Here is a 19,552-nt window from a genome sequence, read left to right as displayed (position 1 = left end):
GGGCCGGGCCCGCCCTGGATCAGAAACCGAGGCTGTCGAGCAGGTCGTCGACCTGGCTCTGGTCGGCTACCACGCCGTCTTTCGACTTGTCGATCTGCGGCCCGTTGAGGAGACCGTTGTCGAGCTCCTTCTTCAACTGCTCGGGAGCGAAGTCGATCAGCGTCTGCACCAGCTGCTGCTCGAGGTTTTGCGCAATGGCGGTGACGCGCTTGATCACCTGGCCGGTCAAGTCCTGGAAATCCTGCGCCATCATGATGTCCATCAGGTGGCCCTTGGTGGCGCCGGTGGCATCGGTGGTCGCGGCCAGCGTGGCGACGGTGCGCTGCGCCAGCGCACGCCAGTCGGCGTTGGCTGCATCGCCGGCCTGGCCATCGAGCAGCGCCTGCCAGGCGCCGGACAGGTCCTTTGCATCGCTGCAGATGCGGTCCTGCAATGGGCCGGCCTCGTCGGTGGCATTGAGCACCTTCTGCGCCGCGGTTTCGGAAAGGCGCGCCACGTAGTCGAGGCGATCGCGGGCGTCCGGGATATCCTCCGCCGCTTTCTCGATCAATTTGTCCAGCCCAAGCCCGCGCAGGTTCTCGTGCAGCGCACGGGTCATGTGACCGATGCGCGTCAGGAACTCTTCATGCGGATCCACGCCGTCCGGAACGGCGCTGCCGGCTTGCTCACCCATGGGATCAGGCTCCGAGCTTTTCAAAGATCTTGTTCAGCTTTTCGTCCAGCGTGGCCGCCGTGAAAGGCTTGACGACATAGCCGTTGGCGCCGGCCTGGGCCGCGGCGATGATGTTTTCCTTCTTCGCCTCGGCGGTCACCATCAGCACCGGCAGCTTGGCCAGCGCGGGATCGGCACGGATGTTCTGCAGCATCGTCAGGCCATCCATGTTCGGCATGTTCCAGTCGGACACGACGAAGTCGAACTGTTCCGAGCGCAGCTTGGCCAGGGCCATCACGCCGTCTTCGGCTTCGTCCACATTGGCATAACCCAGTTCTTTCAACAGATTCCGGACGATGCGGCGCATCGTCGAGAAGTCGTCTACTACCAGAAATTTCATCTTTGGATCAGCCATGAATTGCTCCGTTGTTTCTCTACGCGGTTATTAATAATGAGTGTCGGTTTGGGTCGCGCCACCAGCATCTTTGAAGGATAGCATTTAAGTTGCCCCTAGGGAATGAAACAAGCCCCAAATGCACCTGAAAAAGCCATAGGCACCTGAAAAAACCACAACCGCATCTATCTCGCCAATGTCACGCCAATCGTACCCGGTCAGTATCCACCGTCAGGCACGAACAGCCCTGTTCTTTACACGCGCAAGGCTCGCATGCCGTGCTGCGCCAGATAACCCAGCACCATGCCCGGCAGCGCCTGCAACGCCCCCACCTCGTGGGTGGCGCCGACGGCGATCGCCTCGCGCGGCATGCCGAACACCACGCAACTGGCCTCATCCTGGGCAAAATTATACGCCCCGGCCGCTTTCATCTCCAGCATCCCCGCCGCGCCATCCTTGCCCATGCCGGTCAGGATCACGCCCACCGCGTTCTTGCCCGCGTGCTGTGCGGCCGACCTGAACAGCACGTCGACCGACGGCCGGTGCCGGTTCACGGGCTCGCCGCCGTCGAGCCTGGTCATATAATTCGCGCCGGAACGCGCCAGCAGCAGATGCGAGTGGCCGGGCGCGATGTAGGCGTGGCCCGGCAGCACGCGCTCGTTGCCTTGCGCTTCCTGCACGGAGATCTTGCACAGCGAGTCCAGGCGCTTGGCGAACGAGCGCGTGAATCCTTCCGGCATGTGCTGCGTGATCAGGATCCCCGGGCAGTCGGACGGCATCTGCATCAGGAATTCCCGGATCGCCTCCGTGCCGCCAGTCGAGGCACCGACGATGATCAGTTTTTCGGACGACATCAGCGGGTTGCGTAATTGTGGCAGGGGTGCGTGCCCTTCGGCGCCCGCTTGGGGCAGCGTGCGCGCCCGGATGCGGGCCTTTGCCGCGCCACGGATTTTATCGGCGATCAGGTCGGCATATTCGCGCATGCCGGTCTGGATCGAAATCTTCGGTTTCTGGACAAAATCCACCGCACCCAGTTCCAGCGCGCGCATCGTGATTTCCGAGCCGCGCTCGGTCAGCGACGAGACCATCACCACCGGCATCGGCCGCAGGCGCATCAGCTTTTCCAGGAAGTCCAGGCCATCCATCTTCGGCATTTCCACGTCCAGCGTCAGCACGTGCGGATTGGTCTGCTTGATCAGCTCGCGCGCGACCAGCGGGTCGGGCGCCGTGCCGACCACTTCCATGTCTGGCTGGCTGTTGATAATTTCCGTCATCACGCTGCGGATCAGCGCGGAATCGTCGACGACGACGACTTTGATCTTCATAGTTACCTCGTAAAACTGCGCTCGTCAGAACAGCTCGATTTCGCCGGCCACCGGCTGCTTTTTCAGGCGGCTGGCATACTCGATTTCGCGTTTCGCCAGCGTGTCGTTATGCGACTGCATCAGCTTTTTCACCAGCACCTTGCCACTGCGGGGGAAGAAATACACCTTGCGCGGATAGACATCGTTCAGGTCCTCGGCGACCACGCGGATTCGCTCGTTGCGCAGGAAGGTCTGCACGAACGCCGCGTTGCGCTCGCCCACGTTCATCGCCGTGAAACCCTTCAGCACCGCGCCGCCGCCGAACACCTTGGCTTCCAGGTTGTCGCGCCGGGCGCCCGATTTCAGCAGGCTGTTGATCAGGATTTCCATCGCGTACGTGCCATACCGCGCCGATGCCGACACGGGGCTGTTCGCATCCGCGCCGCCGTCCGGGAGCATGAAGTGATTCATGCCGCCCAGGCCCGTCACGCGGTCGCGGATGCAGGCCGACACGCACGATCCCAGCACGGTCACGATCAGCATGTCCTTCTGCGTGAAGTAGTACTCGCCCGGCAGGATCTTCGCCGCCTCGCAGTCGAACGTGCGGTCGTAATAGACGTTGGTGGCGATGTGTTCATTGTCCATCATGGTTCTTTCAATGGCGGGCGCCGATCACGCCCGCTGCTGCACGGACGCCCGTGCGGAGGTGTCCAGTTCGTACACGGTTTTCCCGCGCAGCTTCAGCGAGTCCGACACATACAGGAAATTCTCGGAGTGCCCGGCGAAGAGCAGGCCGTCGGGCTTCATCAGCGGCACGAAACGCGACAGGATCTTGCGCTGCGTGGCCTTGTCGAAGTAGATCATCACGTTGCGGCAGAAGATCACGTCGAACGGCCCGCGGATGTCCCAGCGCTCTTCCAGCAGGTTCAGCGGGCGATACGTGATCAGCTGGCGCAGTTCCGGGCGCGCACGCACCATGCCGGCCTTGTCGCCCTTCCCTTTCAGGAAGAAGCGGCGCTGCTGCTCGGCCGTCAGCTTCTCGATCCGTTCGAGCGGATAGATGCCGTTGGCGGCCGTGGCCAGCACATTGGTGTCGATGTCGGTGGCGATGATGTGCACCGGTGGCGTCAGCGTGTTCAGCGCCTCGCATACGGTGATCGCGATCGAGTACGGCTCCTCGCCGGTGGAACTGGCCGAGCACCAGATGTTGAGCGTTTCACCCTTGTGCTTCTTCACGTGTTCGGCCAGCAGCGGGAAATGGTGCGCCTCGCGGAAGAACGACGTGAGGTTCGTCGTCAGCGCGTTGGTGAACGATTCCCACTCGGCCGGCATGCGCCCCGCTTCCAGGTCGTCCAGGTATTTCGCGAACGACGTGATGCCGGTCGCGCGCAGGCGCCGCGCCAGGCGCGAATACACCATCTCCTGCTTGCTGTCGGCCAGCGAAATGCCGGCCCGCTTGTAGATCAACCCGCGCACGCGCTCGAAGTCGCGGCCGTTGAAATCGAATTCCTTGACGGTATCTCTGGACATCATTGCTCCCGGGGCCTCAGAACTCTTCCCAGTCGTCGCCCGCCGGCGCCGGCGCGGCCTTCTTCGCCGGCGCCTTGGCCATGGTCACGGCAGGAAGGGGTTTGACTGCAGGTCTGGCTACCCCCGTGGCTCCCCCCGTGGCCGCGGGTTTGACTGCCGCCAGGGTTGCCGGCTGCGAGGCCGCCTTCACCGCCGGGCGCGCCACCGCAGCGGCCTGTTCACCGCCCAGCTTGAAGATCGCCACCGCCTCGGCCAGGCGCTGCGCCTGGTCCTGCATGCTCTCGGCCGCCGCCGCGGCCTGTTCCACCAGCGCCGCATTCTGCTGCGTCATGTCGTCCATCTGCGCGATCGACATGTTCACCTCTTCGATGCCCTGGCTCTGTTCCTGCGTGGCGGCGGTGATCTCGCCCATGATGTCGGCCACCTGGCGGATCGACGTGACGATCAGCTCCATGGTCTGGCCGGCCTCGTCGACCAGCTTGCCGCCGGCATCGACCTTGGTCACGGAATCGTCGATCAGCGCCTTGATTTCCTTGGCCGCGCTGGCCGAGCGCTGCGCCAGGTTGCGCACTTCGGAAGCCACCACCGCGAAGCCGCGGCCCTGCTCGCCGGCCCGGGCCGCCTCCACCGCGGCATTCAGCGCCAGGATGTTGGTCTGGAACGCGATGCCGTCGATGACGCCGATGATGTCGACGATCTTCGACGAGCTGGCCTTGATGGAGCCCATCGTGTCGACCACCTGCGAGACCACCTGGCCGCCCTTCTCCGCCACCGAGGAAGCCGAGACGGCAAGCTGGTTAGCCTGCCGCGCGTTGTCGGCATTCTGCTTCACGGTCGAGGTCAGCGTGCCCATCGACGAGGCGGTCTCGCCCAGCGAGCTGGCCTGCGTTTCGGTGCGCGCCGACAGGTCGGCGTTGCCCGAAGCGATTTCCTGCGATGCCAGCGCGATGGTCTCGGTACCGCTGCGCACCTGGCCCACGGTCTTTACCAGGCTGTCGTTCATGTCCTTCAGCGCCTGCAGCAGTTCGCTGGTTTCATCCCTGCCCTCGACGACGACGCGCGAAGTCAGTTCGCCGGCGGCGACACGCTGCGCCACTTCGACGGCACCGGCCAGCGGCACGGTGATCGAGCGCGTGGTGAAGACCGCGCATACCACGCCCACGGCAACGCCCAGCGCGCCCAGCAGCAGTGTCAGCATCAGCACGCCGTTGTCCGCTTCCACCGAGCGTTGCTGGAACGCCTTTTGCGCCGCATGCTGCATGTCCAGCAGGCGATTGAGGTCCGTCAGCGAGCGCGTGTTGAGCGGATCGATGCGGCCCGAGATGATCTTGGTCGCGCCCTCGGCATTGAAGGCCATCACCTGCGCCATCGCTTCCTTGAACGCGGCATCGACGTCCTTGTCCACCGCCGCCAGCTCGGCCAGCACCTTTTTCTCGGCGTCGTCCAGCCCCAGCTTTTCCAGCCTGTCCAGCGCTTCCGAATAGCGCACCTGCTGCGCCTTGACCTTGGCTTCTTCCTTCTGCATCAGCTCGACATCCGATTGCAGGCCGATATTGCGCATGGCGATGCCCGATTCCAGCATCGCGCTCTTCATCGCCGTCGCATTGCGGGTCTTGGCGCTGGTCAGCTCCAGCCCTTCGTTGAGCTGCGACTTGTTGCGATGATTCAGTCCGTTGGCGGTCAGCACCAGCGCCACCAGGATCAGCAGGATGATGCCGAACCCGATGCCCAGGCGCGTACCAATCTTGAAATTGCGTACGTTCATGTAAAACCCCGTTCCCTCGATGTACCCTGCGTGCTGCGCGCCCTCTGCGGGGCGCTGGCCGCCTGTCGTATGTGTGTGTTGTCCGCTTACGCGGCGGTCTTGTCCATCAAGCCCATTTCCGGGCTCGACATCAGCTTGTCGATGTCCATCAGGATCAGCATCCGTTCGCCGACGGTGCCCAGGCCGATCATGTACTCGGAAGAGAACACGGTGCCCATTTCCGGCGACGGCTTGATCTGGTCCGGTTCCAGCGTGATCACGTCGGACACGCTGTCCACCACCATGCCCACCACGCGGCCGTTGATGTTCAGGATGATCACCACCGTGAACTGGTCGTACACCGGCTCGCCGAGGCGGAACTTGATGCGCATGTCCACCACCGGGATGATGATGCCGCGCAGGTTGATCACGCCCTTGATGAACTCGGGCGCGTTGGCGATCCGGGTGACCGCTTCGTAGCCGCGGATTTCCTGCACTTTCAGGATATCGATGCCGTATTCTTCCTTGCCCAACGTGAAGGCCAGGAACTCGTGGCCCGCGATGTCGGCATGCTGGTTTGCGTCTGCCATATTGTGTCCTTTGCTATTCAGGTAGTTCAATTCGGTTTGGGGTGAGGGCCGGAAGCCGCGCGGTCGCCCGCGCCGTCGTCCATGTCAGCCCAGCGCGTTCAGCGTGGATTCGCCGACCAGCTGGCGCGACGAGCGGATCAGCGCCGCCACGTCCAGGATCAGTGCCACGCCGCCGTCGCCGAGAATCGTGGCGCCGGAAATGCCGGCCACCTTGCGATAATTCGATTCCAGGTTCTTCACCACGACCTGCTGCTGGCCGACCAGTTCGTCGACGAACAGGCAGGCCTTCCTGCCTTCCGTTTCCAGGATCACCAGGATCCCTTCCCACGGTTCGGCAAAGCGCGGCACGATGCCGAACATCTGGTACAGCGGAATCAGCGGCAGGTATTCGCCGCGCACCTTGACCACGCGGCCCTTGCCGGTGATCTCGCGCACCTCCTTCTGCTCGGGCTGCAGCGATTCGACCACGAAGCCCAGCGGCAGGATGTACACCTCCTCGCCGACCCGGATCGACATGCCGTCCAGGATCGCCAGCGTCAGCGGCAGCGAGATCGAGATCGTCGTGCCGAAACCCTTCGCCGAGCGGATGTCGACGGTGCCACCCATCGCCGTGATGTTGCGCTTGACCACATCCATGCCCACGCCGCGGCCGGAAACGTCGGTCACCTGCTCGGCCGTCGAGAAACCCGGCGCGAAGATCAGCTGCCACACCTCGGCGTCGGGCATCGTGTCCGATACCGGCAGGCCGTTCTGGCGCGCCTTGGCGAGAATCCGTTCGCGGTTCAAGCCGCCACCATCGTCCGATACCTCGATGATGATGTTGCCGCCCTGGTGCGAGGCCGACAGGAACAGCCGGCCCGCGTCGGCCTTGCCGGCCGCACGGCGCACCTCCGGCATCTCGATGCCGTGGTCGATGCTGTTGCGCACCAGGTGCGTCAGCGGGTCGACGATGCGCTCGATCAGGCCCTTGTCCAGTTCCGTGGCCGCGCCGTTGGTGATGAAGTCGACCTTCTTGCCCAGCTTGGTCGCGAGATCGCGCACCATGCGCGGGAAGCGCGAAAACACGAAGTCCATCGGCATCATGCGGATCGACATCACCGCTTCCTGCAGGTCGCGGGTGTTGCGCGTCAGCTGGCCCACCGAGGCCAGCAGTTTCTCGTGCACCATTGGGTCCAGTGCATCGACACGCTGCTCGATCATCGCCTGCGTGATCACCAGTTCGCCGACCAGGTTGATCAGCTGGTCCACCTTTTCGATCGACACGCGGATCGACGACGATTCGGCGCCGGGACCGTGCGCGACGGCGGCCGCCGCCTTCTCCACTTCCTTCTTCAGCGCCTTGCGTTCCTCGGCCGCCTGCTCGGGCGCCGGGGCGTCCTTGATGCCGGCGGCGGCGCGGATCTGCTCGACCGGCTGGAAGAAGCCGTAGCCGCGCGCGTCGTCGCCGGCGCTGGCGGCGCCGGCGCGGATTTCTTCCAGCGGCTGGAAGAAGCCATAGCCTTCGCCGGCCTGCGTGGCGGTCTTTTCCGCGCCCGTGAGCGGTTCGAAGAAGCCGTAGCCGAGGTCGTCCTCCACTTCCCTGCGCGCGGCCTGCTCCAGCGCCGCCTGCTCGTCCGTCAGCGGCGGCAGCTCGACGATATGCATGTCTTCCGTGTTCAGCACGAACGAACAGATCGCCACGATATCGTCCAGGCTTTCATGCGTGGTGACGACCATCGCGTTGCGCTCGCTGTCGATCGGCGTGACGACCACGTGGGCCAGCAGGCCCAGCTCGGCCGCCAGAGCCGTCACCTCGCGATGGGCCATCTTCGGCAGCTCGAGGCGCCAGCGGCGCCCGCCGCTGTGGTCCACCGTCTCGGTTTCCGCGGCGGCGCCCTGGAAGGCCGGCGCCACGTGGGCGATCGCTTCCACCTGCACGTCCTGCGCCAGGTGCTGCAGCATCATCCGCACGTCGCCGACGGCGTCCTGGTCGACCGGGGTGCCCAGGCGGTGGCCGTCGAGCTGCATCTTCAGCGCGTCCTTGGCGGCCAGGAAGGCGTCGACATGGTCGAGCGTGAGCGCCATCTCGCCCTTGCGGATCCGGTCCAGCAGGGTTTCCAGGATATGGGTGACTTCGGTCATGTCGGTCAGGCCGAACGTGCCGGCGCCTCCCTTGACGGAATGGGCGGTACGGAAGATCGCGTTCAGGTCTTCCTCGGTCGGCGCCTCGACGTCGACCGCCAGCAGCAGCCGTTCCATTTCAGCCAGCAGCTCCTCGGCCTCGTCGAAGAAGACCTGGAAGAACTGGCTAATATCGATGGTCATGGCGCTACTCCGCGAATGCTGTTTGCCAGGCTTGCGGCACGCATGATCAGCCGATGACCTTCTTGACCACCTCGATCAGGCGCTGCGGGTCGAACGGCTTGACCAGCCAGCCGTTGGCGCCGGCCGCGCGGCCCTTGGCCTTCATCTCGTCGGACGATTCGGTGGTCAGCATCAGGATCGGCGTCTTGGCGTACGCCGGCAGTTCGCGCAGGCTCTTGATGAGCTGCAGGCCGTCCATCTTCGGCATGTTCTGGTCGGTCAGCACCAGGTCCACGGCGCCCTGCTTGGCTTTTTCCAGGCCGTCCACGCCGTCGACGGCTTCCACCACCTGGTAACCGGCGGCCTTCAGGCTGAATGCCACCATCTGGCGCAGGGAACTGGAATCGTCAACCGCAAGAATCGTTTTAGCCATGTTGTTATCTCACTTATCTACTGATTGCTGAATGTCGGGCACTTGGCGGCCCACTGTGGTTTCTATCTGTGTATCGTCCGGGCAGGCGCCTGGCAACAGCGCGCCTAGAACAGTTCGATGTCGCCGCTCTCGAGATGCTTCTGGCTGACGGCCTTGCGCAGCACATTGCGCAATTCCAGGCTCTGGATCGCCAGCGCCATGCTGACCTTGCCCAGCAGTTCCACCATCTCGTCGTTGTCGCTGTCCGGGTTCATCTCGGCGCCATGCGCGCCCAGCGTGGCCAGGAATTCGCGCAGGCCCGTCACGCGTTTCAGCGTGCGGTCGATCAGCTGGCTCGTCATGTCCTGGAACTGCATGCTGGTGATCGCCGCGTTGACGTACGTGCCGACTTGATCGTTCATCGCCTCGAGCTTTTCCTTGGCGTCGAGCGAGGGCGTGCCGCCATCGAGCAGCAGGCGGATCGTGCCTTGCTGGTCGTTGACGGCCGAGTGGATCGCCATGAAATTCTGCGACAGTTTCTCGATCGCCTCTTCCAGCAGCAGGTTGGTCTGCAGCAGGTCGGTCTCCACTTCCGTGAGGTGCCGCTTGCCGTGGTCCGACACACCGGACAGCAGGCGCTTCACGTGGGAGCCGAGGATTTTTTTTCTGTTCATGTGCTTCTCGCGTTGACTCTTGTTGCGTGGGTTGCTCGGGTTCGCTGCATCGGCGCCGCACCTTCGGCGCCGTGCCGTCAGCGCCCTGCCGGGGGCGCTGCCAGCGCTGCCGTCGCGTCCTGCGCGGCCTCGGCGCCGGCGCCGATCTCGAGCTTGCCGGCATCGCGCATCAGGCCCTCTTCCGTTTTCTTGTTCATCACGATGATGCTGATGCGCCGGTTGATCGGGTTGAACGGATCCTTGCGGTCCAGGTTCACGGCCGAGCCCAGGCCCACCACGCGCATCACCTTATTGTCCTGCATCCCGCCCTGGACGAGCGCGCGCCGCGACGCGTTCGCGCGATCGGCTGAAAGTTCCCAGTTGCTGTAGCCGTTTTCCGAGAAATACGGCGTGGCGTCGGTATGGCCGGACAGGCCGATCTTGTTCGGCACATCGTTCAGGATCGGGCCGATCTCCTGCAGGATCTCGCGGGTATAACCGGCCAGCTCGGCTTTCGCGCTGGGGAACATCGGCCGGTTCTGCTCATCCACGATCTGGATCCGCAGGCCTTCGCTGGTAAAGTCGAGCAGCAGCTGGTTCTTGAACTTCTGCAGCGCCGGCGAATTCTCGATCTTTTGCTGCAGCCTGTCCTTCAGCCCCTGCAGGCGCTGCGTTTCTTCCCGCTCCATCGCCTGCTTCGCCGCGGTCAGGTTGAATGTCTTCTTCGTCGTGGCCGGGTCGTCGCCGCCCTTCACCTGGCCATCCTTGCGGGTCAGGTCCTTGCCGCCGCCGGGGATCACGGACGAGCTGTCGCCGCTGCCCGAGCCGCCCTGCATCGCCACCTTCAGTGGCGTCTTGAAGAATTCCGAGATGCCGTTCAGGTCGCCCTTGGTCGTCGAACCGAGCAGCCACATCAACAGGAAAAAGGCCATCATCGCCGTCACGAAGTCGGCATACGCAATCTTCCATGCGCCGCCGTGGTGGCCGCCGCCGCCTTTCTTGATGCGCTTGACGATAATGGGCCGCAGGCCTTCATCAGCCATGGTGGATGCTCCCGCTCAGGATGTTCATGCCCATCACTTATTTGGACTTGGACTTCTTGATGTGATCTTCCAGCTCCGCGAACGTGGGTCGTTCAGTCGAGTACAGCACTTTGCGGCCGAACTCCACGGCGAGAGCCGGCGCGTAGCCGTTCAGGCTGGCCAGCAGCGTGACTTTCACGCACTGGAACATCTTGGTCGACTCTTCCAGCTTCTGTTCGATCAGATTGGCCAGCGGGCCCACGAATCCGTAGGCCAGCAGGATACCGAGGAAGGTGCCGACCAGCGCCTTGGCGATCAGGATGCCCAGTTCGGCAGGCGGCAAACCCACCGATTCCATCGTGTGCACCACGCCCATCACCGCCGCCACGATGCCGAACGCCGGCAAGCCGTCGCCCAGTTTGGCCAGCACGTGCGCAGGCACGGCCCCCTCATGGTGGTGGGTTTCCAGTTCGTTATCCATCAGGTTCTCGATCTGGAACGCATCCATATTCCCCGACACCATCAGGCGCAGGTAGTCGGTCATGAATTCCACGACGTGGTGATCCTCCAGCACCGACGGGTACTTGGAGAACAGCGGGCTCTGTTCCGGCGTTTCGATATCGCCTTCGATGGACATCAGGCCTTCCTTGCGCACCTTGGAGAGGATGTCGAACAACAGCGACATCAGGTCCATGTACAGTTCCTTGGTGTACCGCGAGCCCTTGAACAGGGTGGGCAGGGCCGCCAGCGTGGCCTTGATGGCCTTGCTGTTGTTGCCGACGAAGAATGCGCCCAGCGCGGCGCCGCCGATCATCAGCAGTTCCAGCGGCTGAAACAGCACCGCGACGTGTCCGCCCGACATCACGAATCCGCCGAATACGCTGAAACAGACGACAACGTAACCAATAATAACTAGCAAGCCTGATAACTCCTATGAAGTGGCCATACATCCGGCAAATCAGCGCACGGCAAAATAATTCCACAGGGAACTACAATAGCGTGAGAAAGCCGGGCTCGCAAGAGAAAGCCAATCAAAACACCCAAACAAATAGCGGTTGCGCCCCCTCTGTGGTAAAGATGGTCTTGTCCGGTTTGAAACCCGGGATATTAAATTCGTAACTCACTAGCAAGCTACCAACTTTCATTTCCCGGCGCGCCTTATCAAATAAACCTGTCATTACCGCTGGTGATAAATAAGCAAACACCAGGTCATACTCGCCGAAATGAATCTTTTCATAATCGCCGCGGATGAATCGTGCGCGGCTGCCGGTCATTTTTGCGCGCAACGTCGAATACAGGTAAGGCAATGGCGCCAGTTCGATGCCGGCGCATTCGGCATCCGGCCGCACGCGCGCCAGGTGCAGCGTGAAGCCGCCCAGACCGCTGCCGACATCGATCGCACGCACACCCGGCCGGCGTGGCAACAAGGCTTCGACCGCCTGCCATACAGCCGGGTTGGACGGGAAATACGGCACCTGGGTACGGAACGTCGACCAGTACCAGCCCAGCAGCACGACGAACACGGCGAGGAACAGCACCGGCGGCAGGCGCAGCGCCAGCGCCGCCAGCAGCGCGACCGGGAACAGCAGCTGGATGATGCGCCACCACGGCGCCAGGCCGATTTTCCACGTAATCAGCATGGCCATGGCGCCCTGCAGCGCGGCGGCCTCCAGTAACGTCAGGCCATGGCCGAAGGTATCGAGCACAATGCCGAGCGCGGCGGTGGGCAGCAGCGCGCCCAGTTGCGCCAGCAAGGCGCGCACCGCCGGCAAAAGAAAAAGCCGGGTTGGCGTCATGCGCCACCCCGGCTTTCTTTAACGGAACGTTGTGATCGAATCACGCGGCGACTGGCTCTTCTTTGGCTTTCCGGGTCTTGCCGGCCCGCGACGGCATATGGCACAGGCCGCAGTGGTAATCGCCGTTCAGGTCCATGCCGTTGACGATGAATTTGCCCTGACATTTCTTGCAGGCCTTCAATTCCAGCATCCGGCTGCCGAAGAAGCGCACCAGCGTCCAGGCGCGCGTCAGCGACAGCAGCGGCTCCTCGCCCTGCGCCGGCGGCATCTGTTCCAGGTACAGCTGATAGGCCTTCATCACCGCGTGGATGCCGCTGGCGCCAGCATGCCGGACCAGGAAATCATGGATGTTGATGAACAGTGAGGCATGGATGTTCGGCTGCCAGGTCAGGAACCAGTCGGTCGAGAACGGCAGCATGCCTTTCGGCGGCGACACGCCTTTCAGCTCCTTGTACAGCTTCAGCAGGCGTTCGCGCGACAGCGACACTTCGGATTCCAGCAGTTGCAACCGTGCGCCCAGGTTGATCAACTCGATCGCGAGCCCGATTTCCTGCGCTTCGCTGACGACGCTTTTTTTGCCGGCATTGCTCATATTCATTCCCCGTCCAACGTTATCGGTCAGTGTACCGCTCAGGCGATTTCTTCGACGCCCTGTCCAGCCATCAGGATCGCCGCGTGCGACTGGGCCAGCGAACGGTCCTTGTTGTAATTGGTGAGCATGCCCAGGATCGCGCTGTCGTCGAAGCGGAAGCGGGCCAGCATCATGTTGCCGCCGGCGAGCTTCAGGATCTGGGCATTGCTCATACCTTCGATCAGGTCGGCGATGTCGGCCGAGATACCCAGGCGGAAGATGGCGGTCACCTTGTCCGCGCGAATCATCTGCTGGGCCAGCATCAGGTAGGAAAGATTCGCATCGCGGATCTCGGCCATCATGTCGTTCGCAGTCATTGTGTGCTCCTCAAAGCGTTTCCGTTGAGACACATTCTGCGGTAGGGCCCCGAGCACGAGAAGAGGCTGCCGTCTGTATTTGCGGTAGGGAAATGACGATCGCGCCCTGTCGGCGTTTGTCTGACAAACGCAGGGCGATCATAGCGGCGCGCCAGTATTGGCGCGGCTTTGCGGATTGTGGCGGCGGCTGGAAAACTGCTCGAACACGCGCCGATAAAGATGATTGGCTGACGCTTTTTAGCGACATCTGAACCGGTAACGGCAGCCCTTTTGGAAACTTTAGGGTCGACAGCAAAAAATTTTAAGATTTTTTCCTGTCATCCAATGCAACGAACAGAAGGGCTTTTCCGGGTATCTGGATGGGGTAACGGCGGGGACGGCGGGAACTTTAGGGCCCTTTCGAAAAAATTATTCATTTTTTTCGGACCGACGTCATGCTGCAATAATATCAACTGACATTAAATCAACTGCTTTTTTATCAATTGGTATTTCAGCCATTTAAAACAGCATGTTATACGGGAGATAAGCAATGTCTATATGACATCGCTGCCATGTTACACTCCCGGCTTTGTCCGACAAGCGCCCTTTGCCAGAGCACCATGAATCTCTCCCGTAACGATTGCCTCGCCCGCGATGCCGCCGATCCCCTGGCGCCGCTGCGCGATGCGTTCGAATTGCCGGCCGGCGTCATTTACCTGGACGGTAACTCGCTGGGCGCGCGCCCGCGCGCCGCGGCGGCCCGCGCCGCCCATGTCATCGCGCAGGAATGGGGCAAGGACCTGATCACCAGCTGGAACACGGCCGGGTGGTTCGACCTTCCGAAGCGGCTGGGCGACCGGCTGGCGCCGCTGATCGGCGCGCAGGCCGGTGAAGTCGTGGTGACGGACACCACATCGGTCAACCTGTTCAAGGCGCTGGCCGGGGCGCTGGCAATGCAATCGGCCGATCCGCGCCGGGTGGCGATCGTGACCGAGCGCAGCAATTTTCCTACCGATATCTACATGGCCGAGGGCCTGTCCGGCTGGCTGGCACGGGGCCATACGGTGCGCCTGGTCGACAGCCCCGACGAGATCCCGGCCGCGCTGGGTGACGACACGGCCGTGCTGCTGCTGACCCATGTAAACTACCGCACCGGCCACATGCATGACATGGCGGCGCTGACGGCGCTGGCCCACGAACATGGCGCGCTGACGGTATGGGACCTGGCCCATTCGGCCGGCGCGGTGCCGGTCGACCTGCATGGCGCGCGCGCCGACTTCGCGGTCGGCTGCACCTATAAATACCTGAACGGCGGCCCCGGCGCCCCGGCGTTCATCTGGGTGCCCGCGCGGCACCAGGCCGCGTTCGCGCAGCCGCTGTCCGGCTGGTGGGGGCATGCCGCGCCGTTCGCGATGGCGCCCTCGTTCGCGCCGTGCGCCGGCATCGGCCGCGCGCTGTGCGGCACCCAGCCGGTGGTATCGCTGGCACTGGTCGAATGCGGGCTGGACGTGTTCGCGCAAACCGACATGGCGGCATTGCGCGCCAAGTCGCTGGCGTTGACGGACCTGTTCATCGCGCTGGTCGAACAGCGCTGTGCCGGCCATCCGCTCGAACTGGTGACGCCGCGCGAGCATGCCCGGCGCGGCAGCCATGTCAGCTTTACCCACCCGCACGGCTACGCGGTCATGCAGGCGCTGATTGCGCGCGGCGTGATCGGCGACTACCGCGAGCCGCACATCATGCGTTTCGGCTTCACGCCGCTGTATACCAGCTTTGCCGAGGTATGGGATGCGGTCGCCATCCTGAAGCAGATCCTCGACGAAGATGCCTATGACGTGAACGCCGCGCGCGGCACGGTCACCTGAAGGCCTCCCGCATGAACGAAGACAAGAACAAAGACAAGAACAAGGACGGGAACAAGGACCCGAGCGACGCGCAATGGCACGGCGCGCAGATGGATTTCTCGAAGTCGATGAGCTACGGCGACTATCTCGGCCTGGAACAGATCCTGAACGCGCAGCACCCCCGGTCGCCGAACCACAACGAACTGCTGTTCATCGTGCAGCACCAGACCAGCGAACTGTGGATGAAGCTGATGCTGCACGAGATGCACGCGGTGCGCGAGCACATCCGACGCGACGACCTGCCGCCCGCCTTCAAGATGCTGGCGCGCGTGGCCCGCATCATGGACCAGCTGGTGCACGCCTGGGACGTGCTGGCGACGATGACGCCACCCGAGTACACGGCGATCCGCCCCTACCTGGGCGCTTCGTCCGGTTTCCAGTCCTACCAGTACCGCGAGATCGAATTCATCCTGGGTAATAAGAACGCGCAACTGCTGGCCGTGCATGAAACCACGCCTGCCACGCATGACATCCTGCACCGCGCGCTTCATGAACCGTCCGTCTACGACGAGGCGATCCGCCTGCTGGCCCGCAACGGCCTGCCGGTCTCCGGCGCCCGGTTGGCGGCCGACCCCACGTTGCCGACCGCGGCGGACGACTCGGTCAAGGCGGCGTGGCTGGAGGTGTACCGCGACCCGGCGCGGCACTGGGCCCTGTACGAGCTGGCGGAAAAGCTGGTGGACCTGGAAACGGCATTCCGCTTCTGGCGCTTCCGCCACGTGACGACCGTCGAGCGCATCATCGGCTTCAAGACCGGCACCGGCGGCACGGCCGGCGTCAGCTACCTGCGCAAGATGCTCGACGTGGTGCTGTTTCCGGAGCTGTTCGCGCTGCGCACCGAATTATGAGTAAAACCGGTGTCAAACACCCGTCCGGCGCGGCTGGGCGGGTGTCCGAGACCAGAATCAGCTGGAGTCAATGATGAAACACGCAATCCCCCGCACCGCCCTGCTGCTGGCCGCGGCACTGCTGTGCGGCAGCGCCGCCGCGGCAAAGAACAGGAGCAATGGCACGCCGGGCGAATTCGATTATTACGCGCTGGCACTATCCTGGTCGCCATCCTACTGCGCCACCAATGGCGGGCGCGACCCGAACCAGTGCGGCGCCGGCCGGCGGCTCGGCTTCGTGCTGCACGGCCTGTGGCCGCAGTACGAGAACGGCTATCCGCAGAGCTGCTCGCGGGAACCGCTGCCGGAGCCGCTGCGCCGCAAGTACGAAGGCATTTATCCGTCGCCCAAGCTGATCGGGCACGAATGGAAAAAGCATGGCACCTGCTCCGGCCTCGGTCCGGAACAATACCTGGTGCTGTCGGCCAGGCTGAAGGATGGCGTGGTGGTGCCGGCAGCGTACCGCGCGCCGGACCAGCCGGTGCGCGTGACGACGGCCCAGTTCAAGGAGGCGTTCCGCGCCGCCAATCCAGGGCTGGCCGCTGACGCCATCGTGCCGTTCTGCGGCGGCGCCGGCCGCTTCTTGCGGGAGATCCGCGTCTGCTACCGCAAGGATGGCAGCTCGCGCGGTTGCGGGCAGGCGGAAGTGAAACTCTCGCAGAAGAGCTGTGGCCAGCCGTCGTTCCTGCTGCAAAGCGTACGTTGAAGCGTATCGCGATTCGATATTGCGCAGCTGAGCGCGTTTGCCGGTAAAATTCTGTCCATGACACAGACCTCCCCCACGATAGATCTCGGCAGTTGCGACCGCGAAGCGATCCGCACGCCGGGCAGCATCCAGCCGCACGGCTGCGTGCTGGCGCTGTCGCCGCAGGGTATCGTCGTGCAAGTGAGCGACAACATCGAGCGCTGCCTTGGCCTGTCCCCGGCAGCCGCACTGGGTCGTCCGCTGCACGAAGTGATCGATGCGGGGGCCGCGGCCCGGCTGGCGCCGGAATTGCCGGCGGCGGGCGAACGGCCGACCTTCGCGGCCACCGTGCGGCTGCCCGGCGGCGTCTTCGACGTGCTGGCGCACCGCTACGACGAACTGCTGATGCTGGAGTTCGAAGCCGTGCAGCGCGCCGGCGCCGCCGACTTCCGCCACCTGTATCCGCTGGTCGGCAATTTCCTCCAGCAGCTGGACGATACGGATCCGGTCGAAACGATGAGTGCCAGGGCTGCGGACGAGATCCGCAACATCACCGGCTTCAACCGGGTGCTGGTCTATCGATTCGACGCCGAGGGCCATGGCCATGTGCTTGCCGAGAGCAGCGACGGCACCCTGCCCTCCTACCTCGGCCAACGCTTTCCCGCTTCCGACATTCCCCGGCAGGCCAGGGAGCTGTACGTGTCGAACCGCATCCGGCTGATCCACGATGCGGACTATGAACCGTCCCGGCTGGTGCCGCCGGAAAATCCGCTGACGGGCGCCGCGAACGACCTGTCGTTCGCGACGCTGCGCAGCGTGTCGCCGGTGCACCTGCAATACATGCGCAACATGGGCACGCTGGCATCGATGTCGGTCTCGCTGATGGTCAAGGGCGAGCTGTGGGGCCTGATTTCCTGCCACAACGCCGCGCCGTGCCACGTCACGTTCGACAAGCGCACCGCCTGCGAACAGCTGGGCCAGATTCTGGCGCTGCGCGTCGAAAGCCGGGAAGTGCGCAACGAGCTGCAGTTCCGGCTGGACGTGCGGCGCATCATGGTGTCGGTGCTGGCCGGCCTCACGCAGGGTGCCGATTTTATCGAGAACATGGGCAACGTGTTCCCGCAATTGCTGCATTTCGCGCGCGCGGGCGGCGCGGCCATCATCGTCGACGATCGCATCGTCAGCTATGGCGATACGCCCGATGAAACCCAGTTGCGCGAGCTGGTTGCATGGCTGCAGCTGAATACCCACGAAGACCTGTACTACACCGACCGGCTGGGCACCGAGTTCGCGCCCGCGGGCGCCTACCGGCAAGCCGCCAGCGGCCTGCTGGCGATGCCGATCTCGCGCATCCACGAGCATTACCTGCTGTGGTTCCGGCCCGAACTGGTCTATACGATCGACTGGGCCGGCAATCCGCACCAGAAGGAAGCGCCCGCCGGCGCGCCCACCCAGCTCAGCCCGCGCACCAGTTTCGACTCGTGGCGCGAGACGGTGCACGGCACGTCGGCGCCGTGGCACCCGGGCGAGATCGAAATGGCGCTCGAATTCAGGACGGCGCTGCTGGGTATCGCGCTCGAGCGCGCCGAGCAGATGGCCGAACTCGCCGAGGAGCTGGGCCGCGCCAACAAGGAACTGGAAGCGTTTTCCTACTCGGTGTCGCACGACCTGCGCGCGCCGCTGCGGCACATCGTCGGCTTTTCCGACCTGCTGCTGGAATCGGCCGGCAGCGGCTCGCCGGAAAAGCAGCAGCGCTTCCTCACCAACATCAAGGAATCGGCGCGGCTGGCCGGCAAGCTGGTCGACGACCTGCTGAGCTTCTCGCAGATGGGCCGGGCGTCGCTGCGGCCGGTCGATGTCGACATGAACGAACTGGTCCAGTCGTGCATCGACAAGCTGGCGCTCGATATCGGCAGCCGCCGCGTCGAGTGGCACGTGGGGCGCCTGCCGCCGGTCGTGGCCGACCCCACGTTCATCCAGCTGGCACTGTATAATCTGCTGTCCAACGCCGTGAAATTCACCAGCCAGAAAGATCCGGCCGAGATCCGCATCGATGGCCGGCGCGAAGCCGCCGCGACGGTGTTCACGGTGGCCGACAACGGCATCGGCTTCAATATGGAGTACGTGCACAAGCTGTTCGGCGTCTTCCAGCGCCTGCATCGGATGGAAGACTTCCAGGGCACGGGCATCGGCCTGGCCAATGTGCGGCGCATCGTCGAGCGCCACGGCGGCACGGTTTCCGCCAATGGTACCCCTGGCCAGGGTGCCATCTTTACCTTTTCCATTCCCAACTCGCTACCGACCGTATGTTAAAGCCCATCCTGCTCGTGGAAGACAATCCCCACGACCTCGAACTGACCCTGATTGCGCTGGAAAAAAGCCAGCTGGCCAACGAGGTGGTCGTCGTGCGCGACGGCGCCGAGGCGCTCGATTACCTGTTCTGCCGCGGCGACCATGCGCAGCGGCAGAAAGGCAATCCGGCCGTCGTGCTGCTCGACCTGAAGCTGCCGAAGGTCGACGGCCTCGAAGTGCTGCGCGAGATCCGCGAGGCGCCGGACCTGCGGCCCCTGCCGGTAGTGATGCTGACTTCGTCGCGCGAAGAGCAGGACCTGATCCGCAGTTACGCGATGAACGTGAACGCCTATGTGGTGAAACCGGTCGAGTTCAAGGAATTCGTGCGGGCGATTTCCGACCTGGGCATTTTCTGGGCGGTGCTGAACGAACCGCCGGTCGGCTCGCAGCGCTACGTGCGGCCGGTAGGCTGATCCC

Annotated in this window: 20 protein-coding genes; 5 read left to right on the top strand and 15 right to left on the bottom strand. The window is 63.7% G+C overall.

Annotated features, from left to right (window positions below):
* Positions 1-19: 19 nt before the first annotated feature.
* The 15 genes from cheZ to flhD all read right to left on the bottom strand — a co-directional run bounded on the left by cheZ (position 20) and on the right by flhD (position 13,328).
* Complete coding sequence (cheZ, locus tag ACY34H_RS15310) at positions 20-673, bottom strand: protein phosphatase CheZ (RefSeq protein ID WP_464978325.1); 654 nt, start codon at positions 671-673, stop codon at positions 20-22.
* 4 nt (positions 674-677) lie between these two features.
* Entirely contained in the window at positions 678-1,067 is a 390-nt protein-coding gene (gene cheY, locus ACY34H_RS15305) for a chemotaxis response regulator CheY (RefSeq protein ID WP_131144818.1), read from the bottom strand.
* 233 nt (positions 1,068-1,300) lie between these two features.
* Positions 1,301-2,371 (bottom strand): protein-glutamate methylesterase/protein-glutamine glutaminase, encoded by a 1,071-nt coding sequence (locus ACY34H_RS15300; RefSeq protein ID WP_464978324.1) that lies wholly within the window; start codon positions 2,369-2,371, stop codon positions 1,301-1,303.
* Between the two features lie 24 nt (positions 2,372-2,395).
* Complete coding sequence (cheD, locus tag ACY34H_RS15295) at positions 2,396-2,995, bottom strand: chemoreceptor glutamine deamidase CheD (RefSeq protein ID WP_464978352.1); 600 nt, start codon at positions 2,993-2,995, stop codon at positions 2,396-2,398.
* Between the two features lie 27 nt (positions 2,996-3,022).
* Complete coding sequence (locus tag ACY34H_RS15290) at positions 3,023-3,883, bottom strand: CheR family methyltransferase (RefSeq protein WP_464978323.1); 861 nt, start codon at positions 3,881-3,883, stop codon at positions 3,023-3,025.
* 13 nt (positions 3,884-3,896) lie between these two features.
* Complete coding sequence (locus tag ACY34H_RS15285; protein WP_464978322.1) at positions 3,897-5,645, bottom strand: methyl-accepting chemotaxis protein; 1,749 nt, start codon at positions 5,643-5,645, stop codon at positions 3,897-3,899.
* A gap of 86 nt (positions 5,646-5,731) precedes the next feature.
* Entirely contained in the window at positions 5,732-6,214 is a 483-nt protein-coding gene (locus tag ACY34H_RS15280) for a chemotaxis protein CheW (protein WP_464978321.1), read from the bottom strand.
* 84 nt (positions 6,215-6,298) lie between these two features.
* Entirely contained in the window at positions 6,299-8,518 is a 2,220-nt protein-coding gene (gene cheA, locus ACY34H_RS15275) for a chemotaxis protein CheA (RefSeq protein WP_464978320.1), read from the bottom strand.
* 46 nt (positions 8,519-8,564) lie between these two features.
* Positions 8,565-8,930: a response regulator gene (locus ACY34H_RS15270; RefSeq protein ID WP_131144812.1), complete on the bottom strand. Its 366-nt coding sequence runs from the start codon at positions 8,928-8,930 to the stop codon at positions 8,565-8,567.
* Between the two features lie 104 nt (positions 8,931-9,034).
* On the bottom strand, positions 9,035-9,583 hold the full coding sequence (locus ACY34H_RS15265) for a chemotaxis protein (RefSeq protein WP_131144811.1): 549 nt from the start codon (positions 9,581-9,583) through the stop codon (positions 9,035-9,037).
* Positions 9,584-9,660: 77 nt separating this feature from the next.
* Positions 9,661-10,605, bottom strand: coding sequence for a flagellar motor protein MotB (motB, locus tag ACY34H_RS15260; RefSeq protein ID WP_464978319.1), 945 nt, complete (start codon positions 10,603-10,605; stop codon positions 9,661-9,663).
* 37 nt (positions 10,606-10,642) lie between these two features.
* Positions 10,643-11,503 (bottom strand): flagellar motor stator protein MotA, encoded by an 861-nt coding sequence (gene motA, locus ACY34H_RS15255; protein ID WP_137313846.1) that lies wholly within the window; start codon positions 11,501-11,503, stop codon positions 10,643-10,645.
* Positions 11,504-11,615: 112 nt separating this feature from the next.
* Positions 11,616-12,380, bottom strand: a complete 765-nt coding sequence (locus ACY34H_RS15250; protein WP_464978318.1) for an SAM-dependent methyltransferase — start codon at positions 12,378-12,380, stop codon at positions 11,616-11,618.
* Positions 12,381-12,420: 40 nt separating this feature from the next.
* Entirely contained in the window at positions 12,421-12,972 is a 552-nt protein-coding gene (gene flhC / locus ACY34H_RS15245; protein ID WP_464978317.1) for a flagellar transcriptional regulator FlhC, read from the bottom strand.
* Between the two features lie 38 nt (positions 12,973-13,010).
* Entirely contained in the window at positions 13,011-13,328 is a 318-nt protein-coding gene (gene flhD, locus ACY34H_RS15240) for a flagellar transcriptional regulator FlhD (protein ID WP_131144806.1), read from the bottom strand.
* 599 nt (positions 13,329-13,927) lie between these two features.
* Here flhD and kynU point away from each other — a divergent pair.
* From kynU to ACY34H_RS15215, 5 genes are all read left to right on the top strand, one after another.
* A complete protein-coding gene (gene kynU, locus ACY34H_RS15235; RefSeq protein ID WP_464978316.1) occupies positions 13,928-15,172 on the top strand; it encodes a kynureninase in 1,245 nt (414 codons plus the stop codon).
* A gap of 11 nt (positions 15,173-15,183) precedes the next feature.
* Positions 15,184-16,059: a tryptophan 2,3-dioxygenase gene (gene kynA, locus ACY34H_RS15230; protein ID WP_464978315.1), complete on the top strand. Its 876-nt coding sequence runs from the start codon at positions 15,184-15,186 to the stop codon at positions 16,057-16,059.
* Between the two features lie 73 nt (positions 16,060-16,132).
* Positions 16,133-16,804 carry a ribonuclease T2 family protein gene (locus tag ACY34H_RS15225; RefSeq protein ID WP_464978314.1) on the top strand — a complete coding sequence of 224 codons (672 nt, stop codon included), beginning with the start codon at positions 16,133-16,135 and terminating at the stop codon, positions 16,802-16,804.
* 57 nt (positions 16,805-16,861) lie between these two features.
* Positions 16,862-19,096 (top strand): ATP-binding protein, encoded by a 2,235-nt coding sequence (locus ACY34H_RS15220; protein ID WP_464978313.1) that lies wholly within the window; start codon positions 16,862-16,864, stop codon positions 19,094-19,096.
* Positions 19,090-19,548, top strand: coding sequence for a response regulator (locus tag ACY34H_RS15215; RefSeq protein ID WP_464978312.1), 459 nt, complete (start codon positions 19,090-19,092; stop codon positions 19,546-19,548). Before ACY34H_RS15220 ends, ACY34H_RS15215 begins: the two co-directional genes overlap by 7 nt.
* Positions 19,549-19,552: the final 4 nt, after the last annotated feature.

The sequence above is a fragment of the Pseudoduganella sp. jia 9 genome (assembly GCF_055502615.1).
Note: the sequence above shows the minus strand (reverse complement) of the source record. Positions and strands in the feature narration are given on the sequence as shown.

What these genes read in the sequence shown, in the direction of transcription:
- cheZ (WP_464978325.1), bottom strand. Translation starts at nt 673, where the DNA reads ATGGGTGAGCAAGCCGGCAGCGCCGTTCCGGACGGCGTGGATCCGCAT.
- cheY (WP_131144818.1), bottom strand. Translation starts at nt 1,067, where the DNA reads ATGGCTGATCCAAAGATGAAATTTCTGGTAGTAGACGACTTCTCGACG.
- ACY34H_RS15300 (WP_464978324.1), bottom strand. Translation starts at nt 2,371, where the DNA reads ATGAAGATCAAAGTCGTCGTCGTCGACGATTCCGCGCTGATCCGCAGC.
- cheD (WP_464978352.1), bottom strand. Translation starts at nt 2,995, where the DNA reads ATGGACAATGAACACATCGCCACCAACGTCTATTACGACCGCACGTTC.
- ACY34H_RS15290 (WP_464978323.1), bottom strand. Translation starts at nt 3,883, where the DNA reads ATGATGTCCAGAGATACCGTCAAGGAATTCGATTTCAACGGCCGCGAC.
- ACY34H_RS15285 (WP_464978322.1), bottom strand. Translation starts at nt 5,645, where the DNA reads ATGAACGTACGCAATTTCAAGATTGGTACGCGCCTGGGCATCGGGTTC.
- ACY34H_RS15280 (WP_464978321.1), bottom strand. Translation starts at nt 6,214, where the DNA reads ATGGCAGACGCAAACCAGCATGCCGACATCGCGGGCCACGAGTTCCTG.
- cheA (WP_464978320.1), bottom strand. Translation starts at nt 8,518, where the DNA reads ATGACCATCGATATTAGCCAGTTCTTCCAGGTCTTCTTCGACGAGGCC.
- ACY34H_RS15270 (WP_131144812.1), bottom strand. Translation starts at nt 8,930, where the DNA reads ATGGCTAAAACGATTCTTGCGGTTGACGATTCCAGTTCCCTGCGCCAG.
- ACY34H_RS15265 (WP_131144811.1), bottom strand. Translation starts at nt 9,583, where the DNA reads ATGAACAGAAAAAAAATCCTCGGCTCCCACGTGAAGCGCCTGCTGTCC.
- motB (WP_464978319.1), bottom strand. Translation starts at nt 10,605, where the DNA reads ATGGCTGATGAAGGCCTGCGGCCCATTATCGTCAAGCGCATCAAGAAA.
- ACY34H_RS15250 (WP_464978318.1), bottom strand. Translation starts at nt 12,380, where the DNA reads ATGACGCCAACCCGGCTTTTTCTTTTGCCGGCGGTGCGCGCCTTGCTG.
- flhC (WP_464978317.1), bottom strand. Translation starts at nt 12,972, where the DNA reads ATGAGCAATGCCGGCAAAAAAAGCGTCGTCAGCGAAGCGCAGGAAATC.
- flhD (WP_131144806.1), bottom strand. Translation starts at nt 13,328, where the DNA reads ATGACTGCGAACGACATGATGGCCGAGATCCGCGATGCGAATCTTTCC.
- kynU (WP_464978316.1), top strand. Translation starts at nt 13,928, where the DNA reads ATGAATCTCTCCCGTAACGATTGCCTCGCCCGCGATGCCGCCGATCCC.
- kynA (WP_464978315.1), top strand. Translation starts at nt 15,184, where the DNA reads ATGAACGAAGACAAGAACAAAGACAAGAACAAGGACGGGAACAAGGAC.
- ACY34H_RS15225 (WP_464978314.1), top strand. Translation starts at nt 16,133, where the DNA reads ATGAAACACGCAATCCCCCGCACCGCCCTGCTGCTGGCCGCGGCACTG.
- ACY34H_RS15220 (WP_464978313.1), top strand. Translation starts at nt 16,862, where the DNA reads ATGACACAGACCTCCCCCACGATAGATCTCGGCAGTTGCGACCGCGAA.
- ACY34H_RS15215 (WP_464978312.1), top strand. Translation starts at nt 19,090, where the DNA reads ATGTTAAAGCCCATCCTGCTCGTGGAAGACAATCCCCACGACCTCGAA.